Genomic DNA, 14,930 nt, shown 5'->3' with positions numbered 1-14,930 from the left:
TCGCCAGTTCGATCCGGCCCGTCTCGGTCGTGACCGTCTTGCGGCCGTAGCCGTTACGGCTGTTGCCGGCGTCCTCGCCCGCCAGATGATGGTCCATCTCGGCGTTGAGCGCCCGCTCGGCCAGGGCTTTCTTCAGCCGATCAAGCAGGCCGTCAGCTTCAAACGCCGCCTTCGGATCGGCACCGGCCAGCAGCTGGTCCAGGATCGCGTCAGGGATGTGGGGTGCTTTGCGTCGTGCCATCGGAAACCTCCTTCGGGTCCACTATGGCCGCCTCCACACGAAATTCCTGACAGTCCCGGTCGGGCAGGTCCTTCCAGCGCCCACCGGCCCGGGTCATCCACAGGACGGCATCCATAAACAGCCGGTTGTCCGTGCGCGGACCACGCTTGCCCTTGCAGCCGCCAGGCATCAGCGGCGCCAACCGTGCCCACTGCGCGTCGCTCAGGACATCGGGATCAGGCGCGACAGTCAAAGGCGGCTCTCCAAAAGCAGCCTTGAATCACATCAACGCCCGTGCCGAAATCCCCAATCGTTGAATCCTCACCACACCCTAGAGCATCTTCTGTGATCTAGCGATCACAGAAGATGCTCTAGGGCTTCGGCGCCTGCGGGAAGCTGCGCTCGGCGGCGTCGCCGGCGGCCGCGAGCAGCGTCCGCGCAAAGGCGCGCGCCTCGGACCGGCTGAGGGCGAGGATGGCGGTGATGGGCTTGCCTCCGACGTCGGGCAGCCCGAGTTCTAGGCGCACCCCATCGCCGGCTGGCGCCGCCGACAGGCTCCAGCCGCGCTCGCTGGCCGGCCCCCGGCCCGGTCCTTGGTCCGGATCGCTCATCGTCGTTCATTCCCGTTCGGTCGCCCCCTGCATGACCGATCGCGCCTGCGGAGGCCAGGGCCGCCGTCCGCCTTTGTCGTCCGGACCAACGGTTGACGAAGGCGGCCGGGGATGATGTCTGCGCGGCCGACCGCGCCGTTTCCTGGGCGCCGCTTCCGAGGCCGAGAGACATGTCCGAGATCTGGTTCCGCACGGGCGAGGCGACCGTGCTCGCCGCCGAGGGGCAATACACCGACGCGATGCCCGAGGTTCTGATCGGCTCGACGCGCGGCCCCGTCGGCCAAGCCTTCGCCGGCATGATGGGCCAGGTGCAGGGCCACACGCGGATGTTCGTGGTGCGCGACCTCAATCAGCTCGTGCGCCCGGCCACGATGATGACCACCAAGGTCACGATCCACACGGCCGAGTATGCCGAGCTTCTCGGTGGCGTGGTTCAGGCGGCCACCGGGGACGCCATCGTGGATTGCATCATCGAAGGCATCCTGCCCAAGGACGGCCTCGACGAGCTGTGCATGATCATCATGATCTGGCTCGACGTCCGGTGCTCGGAGGACGAGAACCTCGACCGCAAGGACCTCTACCGCACCAACTACGAGGCGACGAAGCTTGCCATCGGCCGCGCGCTGCGCGGCGAGCCGACGGTCGAGGAGCTGATCGCCAACCGCAAGACGGTGAAGCACTACGCGCTGGAAGACATCATCGAGTACTGAGCAAAACGGGCGGTTCCGGCTCGCAGGGGGCGCCTCACCCCGGCGGGATGCGGCCGATCGAGCAGAGGGTGCGGATCGAGCCGGTGCTGTCGGTGTAGCAGCTCGCCGACCATCCGTTCTGCTGGATGAACGACTTGCGCCGCTCGGAGAGTGCGGTGGCGTGCGCCTTGGCGATGACGGCCTCGACCGTGCCGGCCGGCTCGCCGACGAGCAGTTCCGAGGCGATGGCGAGGTCGCGGAAGAAGGTCGCGGACGGCGTCGTCTCGCCGGAACTCGCCTGGACGATCGGCTCGGCCCGGCAGGTCAGGTCGAGCTTGATCGAGCCCGGCACCCTGATGTCGATGCTGGGGCCGGCGCGGCGCCCGACCTTGCCGCCGGTGGTGGCGGCGATCCTCTGAGCGAGGCCGTCGCATTCGTCCGCGCGGGCGGCGACGGGAATCAGCAGGAGGCAGGCGAGGGCGAAGCGGAGCATGGCCGCACCATACAAGTGGCCGATCCGCTGTCGAGGCTCGTGGCTGTCCAAGCTCCTGACTTTACAGGTTCGGCGTCCTGCTCAATGGAAGTCCCGGCTGCGATAGGTCCGGCGATCGACGGGGGCGCCGAAGTCGTTGGTCTCGGGCGGCAAGCGGACGCCGCCTTCGCGCAGCGCGCGCAGCTCCTCCGTCAGGTCGCGGAACCGCTCGGCGACGAGGTGGACGACGCCCTCGGCCCGCTGCACCCGGCCCTGCACCGCCAGGAAGCGTGCGTTCATCGCGGCGCGACGGTTGGCCTCGAACACCGTCTTCCAGACGATGACGTTGGCGATGCCGGTCTCGTCCTCGAGCGTCAGGAACACGACGCCCTTGGCGGTTCCGGGACGCTGGCGGGTCAGCACCAGCCCGGCCACGGTGACGCGGCCGTTCTGGGGAAAGCTCGGATCGTGGTGCTCGCGCGCCGGGATCGCGCCGATCCGGGCGAGTCGAGCCCGGAAGAACGCGACCGGATGGCCTTTGAGCGAGAGCCCGGTGGCGGAATAATCCTCCGCTACCTGCTCGGAGGCCGGCATGGCCGGCAGCGCCACGGCCGGCTCGTTGCGGAAGAGCCCGTCGTCGGCGTGGAAGGCGAAGAGCGGCAGCGGCGCCTCGAGCAGGTGCGCGCGCCGGCCCAGGCCCGCGTCCGGCGCGGCCTTGGCGAGGCGTCCGCCCTCCAGCGTCCGCACCATCCACAGGGCCGCCCGCCGGTCGAGGTCGAGGGAGCGGAAGGCGTCGGCCTCAGCCAGCCGTTCCAGGGCGTTTCGGGGTAGCGCCAGGGCCGCCTGCAAGCCCTCGATGCTGGCGTAGCCGTTGGCCCGCAACGCCACGAGCCGGCGCATCGCACCTTGCGGCAGCCCGGTGATCTGCCGCAGGCCGATCCGCACCGCGAGCCGCTTCGGCACCCCGGGAGGGGGCGCTTCCGAGGCCGGCTCCAGGGTGCAGTCCCAGTCGCTGGCGTTGACATCGGGTCCGCGCACCTCGACGCCGTGGGCGCGGGCGTCGCGCACGAGCTGCGCCGGCTGGTAGAAGCCCATCGGCTGCGCGTTGAGGATCGCGGCCAGGAACACGTCCGGGTGCCGGCATTTCAGCCAGGCCGAGGCGTAGACCAGGAGCGCGAAGCTCGCCGCGTGGCTCTCCGGGAAGCCGTAGGTCGAGAACCCGCGGATCTGCTTGAAGCAGCGCTCGGCGAAGTCCTGCGGATACCCCCGCCGCGTCATCCCGCCGATGAACTTCTCCTCGAACCCGCCGATCGTGCCGACATGCCGGAAGGTCGCCATGGCGCGCCGCAGGCCGTCGGCCTCGGCCGGGGTGAAGCCGGCCGCGGTGATCGCGATCTGCATGGCGTGCTCCTGGAACAGGGGCACGCCGAAGGTTCGCTTCAGCACGCCTTCGAGCTCGTCCCGGGGGCCGTGCGCCGGGTCGGGGGAGGGGTACTCCACCGGCTCGTTCCCGGAACGCCGCCGCAGGTAGGGGTGCACCATGTCCCCCTGGATCGGGCCGGGGCGGACGATCGCGACCTGCACTACGAGGTCGTAGAACGCCTTCGGCTTCAGCCGCGGCAGCATCGACATCTGCGCCCGGCTCTCGACTTGGAACACGCCGACGGAATCGGCCTTCGAGAGCATCGCGTAGACCTCCGGTTCCTCTTGCGGCAGGTCGGCGAGGGTCGGGTAGTCGTGGCCGTAGTCGCGGGCGAGGAATTCGAGGCCCCGGCGGATGCAGGTGAGCATGCCGAGCGCCAGCACGTCGACCTTCATCAGGCCGACCACATCGATGTCGTCCTTGTCCCATTCGATGAAGGTGCGGTCGGGCATCGCGGCGTTGCCGACCGGCACGGTCTCGTCGAGGCGCCCGCGGGTGAGCACGAAGCCGCCGACATGCTGCGACAGGTGCCGCGGGAAGCCGACCAGCGAGACCGCGAGGTCCACCGCCTGGCGGATCGCCGGGTTCTCCGGGTCGAGCCCCGCTTGAGCCACATGCTTGTCGGGTAGGTCCTTGCCCCAGGACCCCCACACGGTCTCGCCGAGCGCGGCGGTGAGGTCCTCGGTCAGCCCCAGCACCTTGCCGACCTCGCGGATCGCCGAGCGCGGGCGGTAGTGGATCACCGTCGAGCAGATCGCGGCGCGCTCGCGGCCGTACTTGCCGTAGAGGTATTGGATCACCTCCTCGCGGCGCTCGTGCTCGAAGTCGACGTCGATGTCGGGCGGCTCGTCGCGGTTCTCGGAGATGAAGCGGGCGAACAGCAGGCGGATCTGGGTCGGGTCGACCGCGGTGATGCCGAGGCAGTAGCAGACCACGGAGTTGGCGGCCGAGCCGCGCCCCTGGCACAGGATGCCGCGGTCGCGGGCGAATTCTACGATGTCGAACAGGGTGAGGAAGTAGCGCGCGTAATCCATCTTCCGGATGAGGTTCAGCTCGTCGTCGAGCGTCTTCGCGACCGCATCGGGAATGCCGTCAGGGAAACGCCAGCGGGCCCGGTCCCAGGCTTTCTCGGTCAGGTGCGCCTGCGCCGTCTTCCCCGGCGGAACCGGCTCGTCCGGGTATTCGTAGACCAGCTCGCCCAGCGAGAACGTGCAGGCCTCCACGATCTCGCGCGTCGCGGCCAGCGCCTCCGGGTGGTCGGCGAACAGCCGCGCCATCTCGGAGGGCGGCTTGAGGTGGCGTTCGGCGTTGGCTTCCAGGCGGTAGCCAGCCTCCACGAGGGTGCAGCCCTCGTGGATGCAGGCGATCACGTCCTGCAGAGGGCGCCGGTCGGGATGGTGGTAGAGCGCGTCGGACACCGCGACCATCGGTGCGCCGAGGCGGTCGCCGAGCTCGGCCAGGAGCCCGAGCCGGCGGCGTTCGTCGCCGCGGTGATGGTGGCTCGCGCCGAGCCAGACCCGGCCGGGGGCGGCGGCCGCCAGCGCCTCGACCCGGGCGGAGAAGCTTGCCGGCGGCACTGGCCGCCGGCCGGGGGGCATCGCGATGAAGACCTGGCCCTCGGCCGCATCCAGCATCTCGGCGAAGGAGAACCGGCACTCGCCCTTGCGCACCCGACGGTTGCCCGTGGACAGGAGCCGGCACAGGCGGCCGTAGCCGGCCCGGTCCATCGGGTAGGTCACCGCCTCGAACCCCTCCTCGGTGACGAGCCGCACGCCCGGCAGGAACGGGATATTCCAAATGTCCTCGGCGCCCGGGCGCGCCGGCTTCACCCGCGCCGCCGCGTAGGCGCGCACCACGCCGGCGAAGGTGTTGCGGTCGGCGATGCCGATGGCGTCGAGGCCGTAGGCGATCGCCTGCTCGACGTATTCCTGCGGATGCGAGGCGCCGCGCAGGAACGAGAAGTTCGTGGAGACGGCCAGTTCCGCGTAAGTCCCCCCCGTCACGCGAACAGCCCGTGCACGAACCATGCGGCCGGCCGCTCGGGAAGGTTCGGGCCGTCGCGGTAGAGCCAGAGCCGGCGGCCGGATTCGCACTCGACGACGTAGTAGTCGCGGGGGATGCCGGCCTCGCGCCACCATTCGGGTGCGATCCGCTCCGGCCCCTCGGCGTGGGCGATCCTGTGGAGGCGGGAGCGCCAGCGGAAGCGGCGGGGCGGCCCCTCCGGCACCAGGGCGATCACGTCCTCGGCAGCCTCGCCTCGGTCGAACAGCACCAGCGGGCGTGGCCCGATCCCGGCATCGGGATCGGGCCAGTGCAGGACGACGCGCTCGACACGCCAAGGTTCGGGGCGACAAGATTCCGTGCGCCAGGGCGCGATGCGGTCGGCGCGCTCGGGCACGTGGCTCGCGCGCGGCAACAGGCGGATCACCGGGCGGCCGAAGCGCTGGCGCAGGGCGTCGGCGAGGCCGGCGATGCGCGCGCCGGGGGGCACGGGTCCGGTGTCGAGGGCGGCCTGGCGGCCGGGCATCGGACCGGTGGCGGCCACGTCGAGGCGGACGGTCTCGAAGCCGAAGCCGGCATCGAGGCCCGAGCCGAGCCGTTCGAGCCGGAGCTGCAGCAGGCGGGCCACGTGGTCCGGGCAGCGGCTCGGCTCTGACAGGCCGAGGTCGAGGGCGCGCACCACGTCGTCGACCCGGTGCAGCGACAGGCGCACGCCGCGGGCGCCGAGGCCGTCCGCCTCCAGGCGCGGCGCGATCTCGGCCATCAGCCGCCGCGCCGTCGCGACGACGATCTCCTGGCTCCCGACCGGATCGAGGAAGCCGCGGGCGGCGCCGTAACGCACGGGTTCGGAGATTGGGCTAAGGGGCTCGGGGCGGCGGCCCGTCGCCTGGTCCAGGCGCAGGAGCAGGGCTTCGCCGAAACGGCGCGCCAGGGGCGGGCGGGGCGCGTCGAGGAGGGCGCCGATGCGGCGAAGCCCGAGCCGCTTCAGGGCGACGGCAACGGCGGGCTCGCAGCGCAGGGCTTCGACCGGAAGCGGCCTCAGGATCTGCTCGGTCTCGTCCGAGGGGACGCATGCCATCTCCTCGCGCCCGTGGCGAGCCAGGGCGAAGGCCGCGCCGGGGGTCTCCGCCACGGCGATCCGTGCCGGTATGCCGGCGCGGGCCAAGCGGGCGGCGAGGTCTGCGACCAGCTTGTCCGCGCCGCCCATGAGGTGGTCCGCCCCCGTGACGTCGAGGTAGAGGCCGTCGCAGGCCTCGGCCGGGCCGAAGGGCACGACGCTCGGCGTGTAGCGCTGCGCCCAGAGGCAGAGCCTGGCGAACGCCGCCGCGTCGGCCGCCGGGTCGGCCGGGTGGACGTGAAGCGGGGTGGAGAGGCGTGCGCGCACGCGGCCCAGCGGCTCGCCGCGCCGCAGGCCGAGCGCGGCGGCGGCCGGGTTCACGGCGGTGAGCCGCAGGCCGCCGGCTCCGGCGGCGGCGATCACCAGGGGCAGGCCGTCATCCGGCGTAGCCCCCGCACGCATCAGGCGCGCGACGGGCCAGTCCGTCAGGCAGATCGAAACGATGCGCGGCATGATCCCACTCCAGGAGCCAGTCGCCCGGCCGGCCGTTGCGGCAGCGGTCGAGCCGTGCGCGCCAACGGGGACGCAGGGTGCAGCCGAACCGGTCGCGCGCCGCGCCGCCGGCCGCGATCCGCCAGCGCGTCGCTGCGCCGTTCGGCAGGGCGGCCCGGAAAGGCCGCAGGATCAGCAGAAGGGGCGGCGAGGTGCCGAAGGAACCGGCGGCCAGTTGCAGGCGACGGCCCGGCTTCAGCGGAAGCCCATCCGCGACGAGCCCCGCCACCGCCGCGAGCTGCCCGGCCCGCAGCGTGTCCTCGAGGGCGCCGAACACGACGGCGTCCGCCTCGGCCTCGAGCAGCAGCAGGCGCCCTGGATCGAGCCCGAGGCCGACGAGGCCGTGGCCGTAGGGAATCGGATGGCCGGGGGCGACGACGAGGAGGGCATCCCCGGCCGCGCGCGCGAGATGGCGGGCGACCAGCGCCAGGACGAAGCCCAGGGCGGAGGCCTCGTCGCCCGAGCCCTCGGGGGCGACCTCGTGGAGGAGGCCGAGGCCGAGCCCACCCCCGGGAAGCCGCGCGTCGAGGTCGGCGACGCCGAAGGGGAGCACGCCGCCCGCATCGGACCGGCGCTCCGCGTCCAGGCGCACCCGCAACGCGGCGATCCGTTCCGCCGGGGAGGGCGCCCGTTCCTCCGGTTCGTCACGCGAGGGCTCCATCCCGATCCAGCTCCGACATGACGCCAGATAGGAACAAAACAAGAACATTTTCAAACGGTTTCGTAGCTCCACGAAATAGTCTCGCTTGCGCAGCGACTTGGCCTGTGGACGGTTGTGTACGAGGCGACGACCGCCGTCCCGAAACCCAGGGTTGACCCCGGCGGCGGCCAAGCGGCAATGTCCCGCCGCCGCGCGATCCGGCGGTAGGAATCGTCCGACCATGACCCTTCGTCTCGTGCGCGCCGCCACGTTGCTCGTCGGCTGTCTCGTCCTCGCCGGGGCCGCCGAGGCCCAGCAGCCGGCGGCGGTTCCGGGCGCCGAGACGAAGCCCGCGCCGGCCCCCCGCCCGCGGGCGCGGCGGCCTCAGGCGCCGTCACAGCCGATCATGGTCTACGACGCCCGCATCGAGGCCGGCGACCTGCGGATCTCGGGCTCGGTCCGCAAGGGCGGCGCCGTCGTGGTGATGGACGAGGACGTGTCGGTGATGGCCGATTCTCGCGGCCGCTTCCTCTTCCGTCTGCCCTACCGCCCGGGCAGCTGCGTCGTGTCCCTCAAGAGCGACGAGGACGAGCGCGAGGCGGTGATCGCCAACTGCGCCCCCGAGGGCCAGGCCGGCGCCAAGGGAGAGACCGGTGTGCGCGGCGAGCCTGGCCCGCAGGGCGTGGCGGGACTTCCCGGGCCGGCCGGCCCGGCAGGCGAGGCCGGGTCCAAGGGGGAGCCGGGTCTCAAGGGTGAAGCGGGTCCCAAAGGCGAGGCTGGCGCCAAAGGCGAAGCCGGTCCGAAGGGGGAACCTGGTTCGAAAGGGGAGGCCGGTCCGGCGGGGCCTGCCGCAGCCGCGCTGCCCGCCGCGGCTCCCGCGACACCGTTCCGGGCGGTGCGCAGCGAGACCTGCCCGGCCTCCGGCTGCGCGATCGCCTGCGCGAGCGGCGAGGTCTTCGTCTCGGCCTACTGCCTCAAGGCCGGCGCCCCGGTCTTCTCGCAAGGCGCCGACGGCACGGCGACCGCCTCTTGCCCGTCCGAGTCTACCGGCATGGTCGGATTCTGCGCCCGGATGTGACGATCGCCTGAGAAGGCGGCGGATCGTAGCTGTCGAATCCAAATGGTCGATCGCGTCTCCCCCATCCTCGTCATTCCGGGGTGCCGAAGGCGAGCCCGGAATCCAGAGCCGCAGGTCGCGCTCGATCCCGGCACCGTCGGCGGCTCTGGATCCCGGGGTCTGCTGCGCAGCCCCGGGATGACGGAGAGGGGCCAGAAACGGGAGTCGCTAGTCAGCCGCGGCCGGAGCGCACCCCGAGCCAGATCACATGGCGGGCGCCGCCCTTTCGACCGTTGGCGCGGGTGGAGACCTCTTCGACGCTCAGGCCGGCATCGTGCAGGCGGCGGCTGAAGCTGCGGTCGGGCCCTGCCGACCAGACCGAGAGGATGCCGCCCGGGCGCAGGGCGGCGCGGGCGGCGCCGAGGCCTGCCGCGTCGTAGAGCCTGTCGTTGGAGGCCCGTGTCAGGCCGTCCGGCCCGTTGTCGACGTCGAGCAGGATGGCGTCCCATGCAGCGGGCCGCTCGGCGATCGCGCGCGCCACGTCGATCTCTCGCAGGGACACGCGGGGATCGTCGAGGATGCCGGAAAACACGCCTGCGAGCGGCCCCCGCGCCCAGGCGGCCACCGCCGGCACGAGCTCGGCGACGGTCACCGCCGCCCCCGGAGGCAGCGTGCCCAGCGCCGCGCGCAGGGTGAAGCCCATGCCGAGCCCGCCGATCAGCACCTGCGGCGCCTTTCGCGATGCGATCCTGCCGCAGGCCAGCGTCGCCAGCGCCTCCTCGGAGCCGCTGAGGCGGCTGTTCATCAGCTCGTTCTGGCCAAGCATGATCGAGAACTCGGTGCCCCGCCGCCGCAGCCGCAGGGTGCCGCCGTCGCCGGGGATCGAGGCGGTATCGAGGTTCTCCCAGGGGATCATGCGGCGCTCGTGCCCCGATCTTCGGCGAGCCAGGCCGCCATCCCGGCCGCCGCCGCCCGGCCGCTGCTGATCGCGCCCTGGAGCAGGTAGCCGCCGGTGGGCGCCTCCCAGTCGAGCATTTCGCCCGCCACGAACAGGCCGGGCCGCTTGCGGACCATGAAGCCCGCGTCGAGCCCACTGAGGCCGACCCCGCCGGCGGTGGAGATCGCGCGCTCCATTGAGGCCATGGCGTGCAGGCGCAACGGCGCGGCCTTGATCAGCCCGGCGAGCGCATCCGGATCGGCCGGCAATGCGACGCCCGCCGACTCGCGCAAGACCCCCGCCGCGACTGGCGACAGGCCGGCCCCCTTGCGCAGGCGGGTGGCCATCGATTCGCCGGGCCGCGGGTCGGACAGCCGGTCGGCCAGCGCCCTCAACGTCAGGTCGGGGCGCAGGTCGAGCACGAGGCGGGCCGCGCCTTTACGCTCGATCATCGCGCGCAAGGCCCGCGACACCGCGTAGATCGCGCCGCCCTCGATCCCGTCTTCGGTGACCACCGCCTCGCCGCGCACGATCACGCCGTCGGCGGCAAGCCCGATCCGCTTCAGCGGCTGCCCGGCGAACCGCTCGCGGAAGTGCTCGGACCACGCCACCGCGAAGCCCGCGTTGGCCGGCCGCAGGGGCGCGACGGCCACGCCGAGGTTCTCCAGCATCGGCACCCAGGCCCCGTCCGAGCCGAGCCGGGGCCAGCTCGCGCCGCCCAGCGCCAGCAGCACCGCCTTCGGCCGCGTCCAGCTCTTCCCCTCCGGCGTCTCGAACACCAGGGTGCCGTCCTCGAACGCCGCGAGCCGGTGCCTTGTGTGGATGCGGACGCCAGAAGCCTCGAGACGGCGCAGCCACGCCCGCAGCAGCGGCGAGGCCTTGAACGCCTTCGGGAAGACCCGCCCGCTCGATCCGACGAAGGTCGGCTCGCCCAGATCCTCGCACCAGGCGCGCAGGGCATCGGGTGGGAACGCCTCGATCGCGCGGCCCAAGCTGCCCGACGGATGGTATCGGCGCAGGAAGTCCGGCGCGGGCTCGCTGTGGGTGAGGTTCAGCCCGCCGCGGCCGGCGAGCAGGAACTTGCGGCCGACCGACGGCATCCGCTCGTAGACCCCCACCGCGTGCCCGGCGGCCGACAGCACCTCGGCTGCCGCCAGCCCGGCAGGGCCGCCGCCAACGATCGCCACTGTCTCTTGGAGGGCGTCTTCTCGCGCCACGTCGTCCTCTCGAATGTCCATGGCAGCGGAAGGCGTCGGTTCGCCCGCGCTGTCAAGGCATGGCAGCGGCGCCCGAACCCGGTTTGGGCCGCCCTTGATTCGCCGCGTTCGCGTCTCTAACTGCGGCTCATCGGCTGCGGGCCCCTCTGGCGGGATGCTCTCTCAAGATGCTTCCGTGATGTCGGAGCCGATGCTTTCCTTGCAAAAGAAGCATCACGGTCCCGCGAATGGTCGATTTCCTATACGTCGAGTGGCTCGGCAAGCCGATCTGGATGTGGCTCGGGTTCCACGCCCTGGTCGCGGCCCTCCTCGCCTTCGACCTCGGCCTGCTCCACCGCGACAAGGAGCACGAGATCGGCGTGAAGGAGAGCCTGCTCCTCACCGCCTTCTACTTCAGCCTCGGCCTCGCCTTCGGCGGCTGGATCTGGTGGTATCTCGGCGCCCAGCCCGCCCAGGAATACGTCACCGGCCTCGTGGTCGAGAAGTCGCTGTCGATGGACAACGTCTTCGTCATCGCGGTCATCCTTTCGGCCCTCGGCATCCCGCTCGCCGCCCAGCACCGTGTGCTGGTCTGGGGCATCCTCGCCGCGGTGCTGCTGCGCGGGTTGATGATCGGGCTTGGCGCCGCGCTGGTGCACCAGGCTGCCTGGGTCCTGTCGCTGTTTGCCGCCTTCCTGATCTATGCCGGCCTGAAGATGCTGTTCTCCAAGGAGGAGGATGCCGGCGACCTTCAGGATCATGCCGCCGTGCGCTGGCTGCGGGCGAAGCTGCGCATCACGCCCGAGCTTCACGGCCAGCACTTCATGGTTCGCAAGGCTGATCCGCGGACAGGCAAGACCGCGCTTTGGCTCACCCCGCTGGCGCTCGCCCTGGTTCTGGTCAACGGCGCCGACGTGATCTTCGCGGTCGACAGCGTGCCGGCGATCTTCGCGATCACCACGGACACCTTCGTGGTCTACACGTCCAACATCTTCGCGATCCTGGGCCTGCGGGCGCTCTACTTCGCGCTCGCCGCGATGGTCGATCGCTTCGCCTACCTCAAGACCGCGCTCGCCTTTATCCTGATCTTCATCGGCACGAAGATCGTGGTCGCCGACACCTTCGGCCTGGTTGACGTGCCGCCGTGGGTGTCGCTCGCGGTCACGGTGGTGCTGCTCACCGTCGGCATCCTCTACAGCCTGTGGCGTACCCGCGGCGAGGTGCATGCCGACACGGCCACGGACGGGCGCGAGGCGGAGCTGCACGGCCGGGCTTGAGCCCCGCCAGCTAGCCGCCCCGGCGGTAGACCCCACTGAACGTGACGTTCATGCCGCCGTAGGCCCCGTTGCTCTCCGCGACGAGGTCCGGCGGCATCAGCCGCATCCGGACGCTGCAACGGCTCACCTCGTCCGGGCGGAAGCCGGGGATCACGGCCTTGTCGCCGTCGGTCCAGGCGATGTCCTGGCCGTCGGGAGCGAGTTCGGCCTCGAACGAACCCATGTTGATCGCCCCGCGCTTCACCCGTTCCGGGTCCTGGGTCCCGTAGGATGCCGTCCCCGATAGCACGAGGCGTTCGCCCTTGCGCCGTATCGTAACGGTCTGCTCCGGCCCGCTCATCCACGTGCCGATCCAGTCGTCGAGGCCGACCGTCGCGGGCGCGTCGTCGGCCAGCGCCCGCTCCGGCAACCAGCCGGATCGGATCTGGCCCGTCGCGCCGACATAGGACGCGCAGGCGAAGGCGCCGCTCGACGCGCCGCGGATCACGCCGTTGCCGGCGACGAGGAAGGCTTTCTCGCGACAGGTGGGCGCGAGGCTCGGGCAAGCCGGGTCCGCGTCGGCCGACCGGACGAACGCGACGCCCCCCTCCGCCACGACCCGTGCCCGCCGCAGCGTCCCGCCGAGATCGGGCAGGTCCGGGCAGATCGCGCTGGGCTTGGCCGCACCCGTCCGGGCATCCTGGGCGAACGCCGGAGTGGCGAGGGCGGCCAGCAGCACGAGGCCGGCCGGCACGGCGCTTGGGCGGTGATGGCGGGGCATGAGCCTCCTTCAGGTCGGACGCGACGCGATCAGGTCCCGGAGCGTCGTGATGGTGGAGGCGTCGGCGATGCCGTCCACGCGCGCCTGCCGGAAATGGCGCTGGAAGGCGGTGACGACCGCCCGCATGTGCGGATCGAACGTGCCCGTCACCGGCTGGTCATAGCCGTAGAGCGCGAGCATCGCCTGCAGCGCCTCGATCGGCTGCCCCGCATCGCCTTCGGCGAAGAAGCGACCGTCGCGCAGAGGCACCTCCGGCACGTGATGGCCGACGCCCTCGGCCGCGAGCCGGCGCCAGGGAAAGTTCTCGCCCGGATCCTCCTTGCGGTCGGGAGCGATGTCGGAATGGGCGAGCACCCGGTCCGCCGGGATCGCCCAGCGCACGACGATGTCGCGGGCGAGCGCGGTCACCGCCGCGACCTGCGCCTCAGGGTAGGGCGGCAGGCCGCCGACATGACCGGGATGGACGATCTCGATGCCGAGCGAGCGCGAGTTCACGTCGCGCTCGCCCTGCCAGGACGCCCGGCCGGCATGCCAGGCGCGGCGGCCCTCCGGCACCATCTGCAGGATCGTGCCGTCTTCCAGCACGACGTAATGGGCCGAGACCTCGGCGATCGGGTCGGCGAGCCGCTGCAGCGCGGCGGCCGCGCCGTCCATGCCGGTGTAGTGCAGGATCAGCATGTCCGGCCGCTTGCCAAGGCGCTCGCCATGGTTCGGCGAGGGCTGGATGCGGGTGGCTAGCGGGCTGTCCGGCGTCATGCCGCACCGCCTTCCAGACGGACGCCGCTTTCCGCGAGGATCCGGTCGTGGGCGGCGTTGATCGCGGCGAGGCGCTTGGTGGCGATCGCCACCGCCTCGGGCGGCAGGCCGCGGGCGATCGCGCGATCGGGATGGTTCTCGGCCACGAGCTGCCGGTGGCGGACCTTCACCGCGGCCGGGTCGGCGCCGTGCTCCAGCCCGAGGACGAGGTAGGGGTCGTCGGCCAGGCGCACGTGCCGGGCGGCAATGCGGCGGAACGCGATGTCGTCGAACCCGAAGATCTCGGCGACGGCGCGGAGATAGGCTTCCTCGGCCTGATGGATCGCCCCGTCGGCGGTGGCGATGTGGAACAGGCCGTCGAGGACGTCCTCCAGCAGGGACGGCTCGTCGTGGAAGGCGTTGGCGAGTTGGCGGGCATAGGCCTCGTAGCCGTTGGTCGTGCGCTTCGCGAGGTCGAACAGGCGGGTGACGCGGGCGCGCTCCGCCTCGCCGACTTGCACCACCTTGCCGAAGGCCTCGACCTCGGAGGGCGTGACCACGCCGTCGGACTTCGCCATCTTGGCGGCGAGCGCCACGAGGCCGGTGGTGAAGACCACGTCCCGCGGCATCGGGCCGAACAGCGCGCCCTCGCGGTCGACGAGATAGTGCCCGGCGAGCCCGCCCGCGAGCGCCCCGAGGGGGCCGCCGATCGCGAGGCCGATCCCGGCGCCGCCGAGCTTGCCCCAGATCCCCGAATTCATCGGGACCCGGCGGGGTTGTCTTGGAGATGCGGCACGGTCACCGGCTGGCCTTTTTGCGATGCCGGCGGACCTCGAAGCGTTCCGCCGACGACAGGCCGCCGGGGATACAGGCTCCGTCCGAAACGCGGAAGGGCCGGAGCGTTCGGCTCCGGCCCTCCTCCATCCTGCTTCAGTGCCGGGGCGGCGAAGCCTCAGCGGCAGTACACGTCGCCGTAGGCGTCGCGGTAGGTGCCGTAGGGGCAGCGCGGCGCCGTCGAGGCGCCGACGATGGCGCCACCCGCACCACCGATCGCGGCACCGGCCAGCGCGCCGCCGGCTCGGCCGGTGGCGGCTCCGCCGATCGCGGCGCCTGCCAGTGCGCCGAGGCCGGCGCCACCAAGCGCGCGGTCCTGCGGCGTGTTGCAGGCGCCGACCGAGAGGGCGAGGGTGCCGGCGAGGGCGGCGGCGATGAGCTTCTTCATGAGTTCCGAGACTCCCTTGTGCATCCGATCCGGCGTTTCGCCGTGGTGATGGTGCGGTCCGAGCTTAGCCTTATCCACCAT

The 14,930-nt window shown here is 71.9% G+C and carries 15 protein-coding genes and 1 pseudogene; 3 read left to right on the top strand and 13 right to left on the bottom strand.

Annotated elements, in window-relative coordinates; genetic code table 11:
- The 3 genes and pseudogenes from FV226_RS15410 to FV226_RS15400 form a co-directional block, all read right to left on the bottom strand.
- On the bottom strand, positions 1-241 hold a 241-nt coding region (locus FV226_RS15410; protein ID WP_187278767.1), incomplete at its 3' end, for a transposase.
- Positions 242-296: 55 nt separating this feature from the next.
- A pseudogene (locus FV226_RS28970) lies at positions 297-473 on the bottom strand (transposase); the annotation flags it as partial.
- A 118-nt stretch (positions 474-591) separates the two neighbouring features.
- Positions 592-831: a hypothetical protein gene (locus FV226_RS15400; RefSeq protein WP_147754418.1), complete on the bottom strand. Its 240-nt coding sequence runs from the start codon at positions 829-831 to the stop codon at positions 592-594.
- A 170-nt stretch (positions 832-1,001) separates the two neighbouring features.
- Here FV226_RS15400 and FV226_RS15395 point away from each other — a divergent pair, with 170 nt between their 5' ends.
- Positions 1,002-1,541 carry a formaldehyde-activating enzyme gene (locus tag FV226_RS15395; RefSeq protein ID WP_147754419.1) on the top strand — a complete coding sequence of 180 codons (540 nt, stop codon included), beginning with the start codon at positions 1,002-1,004 and terminating at the stop codon, positions 1,539-1,541.
- Between the two features lie 34 nt (positions 1,542-1,575).
- Here the strand turns inward: FV226_RS15395 and FV226_RS15390 are convergent, their stop codons facing one another.
- The 4 genes from FV226_RS15390 to FV226_RS15375 all read right to left on the bottom strand — a co-directional run bounded on the left by FV226_RS15390 (position 1,576) and on the right by FV226_RS15375 (position 7,686).
- Positions 1,576-2,013, bottom strand: coding sequence for a hypothetical protein (locus FV226_RS15390; protein ID WP_147754420.1), 438 nt, complete (start codon positions 2,011-2,013; stop codon positions 1,576-1,578).
- Positions 2,014-2,094: 81 nt separating this feature from the next.
- Positions 2,095-5,442, bottom strand: a complete 3,348-nt coding sequence (locus tag FV226_RS15385; protein ID WP_147763593.1) for an error-prone DNA polymerase — start codon at positions 5,440-5,442, stop codon at positions 2,095-2,097.
- Complete coding sequence (locus tag FV226_RS15380) at positions 5,415-6,986, bottom strand: DNA polymerase Y family protein (RefSeq protein WP_147763592.1); 1,572 nt, start codon at positions 6,984-6,986, stop codon at positions 5,415-5,417. Before FV226_RS15380 ends, FV226_RS15385 begins: the two co-directional genes overlap by 28 nt.
- Positions 6,910-7,686 carry an ImuA protein gene (locus tag FV226_RS15375; protein ID WP_246686169.1) on the bottom strand — a complete coding sequence of 259 codons (777 nt, stop codon included), beginning with the start codon at positions 7,684-7,686 and terminating at the stop codon, positions 6,910-6,912. Before FV226_RS15375 ends, FV226_RS15380 begins: the two co-directional genes overlap by 77 nt.
- Positions 7,687-7,906: 220 nt before the next feature.
- Between FV226_RS15375 and FV226_RS15370 the strand changes: the two genes are divergently transcribed.
- A complete protein-coding gene (locus FV226_RS15370; protein WP_147763591.1) occupies positions 7,907-8,743 on the top strand; it encodes a collagen-like protein in 837 nt (278 codons plus the stop codon).
- A gap of 211 nt (positions 8,744-8,954) precedes the next feature.
- Here the strand turns inward: FV226_RS15370 and FV226_RS15365 are convergent, their stop codons facing one another.
- Together FV226_RS15365 and FV226_RS15360 are read right to left on the bottom strand one after the other, a co-directional pair.
- The gene (locus tag FV226_RS15365; protein ID WP_147763590.1) at positions 8,955-9,638 is read right to left on the bottom strand and encodes a spermidine synthase; all 684 of its coding nucleotides are present in this window, start codon (positions 9,636-9,638) and stop codon (positions 8,955-8,957) included.
- Complete coding sequence (locus FV226_RS15360; RefSeq protein WP_246691612.1) at positions 9,635-10,876, bottom strand: TIGR03862 family flavoprotein; 1,242 nt, start codon at positions 10,874-10,876, stop codon at positions 9,635-9,637. Before FV226_RS15360 ends, FV226_RS15365 begins: the two co-directional genes overlap by 4 nt.
- Before the next feature lie 227 nt (positions 10,877-11,103).
- On the opposite strand from FV226_RS15360, the gene FV226_RS15355 reads away from it, so the two are divergent.
- A complete protein-coding gene (locus FV226_RS15355; RefSeq protein WP_147763588.1) occupies positions 11,104-12,132 on the top strand; it encodes a TerC family protein in 1,029 nt (342 codons plus the stop codon).
- A gap of 10 nt (positions 12,133-12,142) precedes the next feature.
- Here the strand turns inward: FV226_RS15355 and FV226_RS15350 are convergent, their stop codons facing one another.
- The 4 genes from FV226_RS15350 to FV226_RS15335 form a co-directional block, all read right to left on the bottom strand.
- The gene (locus FV226_RS15350) at positions 12,143-12,892 is read right to left on the bottom strand and encodes a hypothetical protein (protein ID WP_147763587.1); all 750 of its coding nucleotides are present in this window, start codon (positions 12,890-12,892) and stop codon (positions 12,143-12,145) included.
- Between the two features lie 9 nt (positions 12,893-12,901).
- Positions 12,902-13,648 (bottom strand): N-acetylmuramoyl-L-alanine amidase, encoded by a 747-nt coding sequence (locus FV226_RS15345; RefSeq protein ID WP_147763586.1) that lies wholly within the window; start codon positions 13,646-13,648, stop codon positions 12,902-12,904.
- Entirely contained in the window at positions 13,645-14,388 is a 744-nt protein-coding gene (locus FV226_RS15340; protein ID WP_147763585.1) for a molecular chaperone DjiA, read from the bottom strand. The genes FV226_RS15345 and FV226_RS15340 overlap by 4 nt, the downstream gene beginning before the upstream one ends.
- A gap of 191 nt (positions 14,389-14,579) precedes the next feature.
- Positions 14,580-14,849 carry a hypothetical protein gene (locus tag FV226_RS15335; protein ID WP_147763584.1) on the bottom strand — a complete coding sequence of 90 codons (270 nt, stop codon included), beginning with the start codon at positions 14,847-14,849 and terminating at the stop codon, positions 14,580-14,582.
- Positions 14,850-14,930 lie beyond the last annotated feature (81 nt).

Origin of the sequence: Methylobacterium sp. WL12 (genome assembly GCF_008039475.1) — a bacterium.
Taxonomy (GTDB): Bacteria; Pseudomonadota; Alphaproteobacteria; order Rhizobiales; family Beijerinckiaceae; genus Methylobacterium; species Methylobacterium cerastii.
This window is presented reverse-complemented; position numbering and strand designations above follow the sequence as displayed.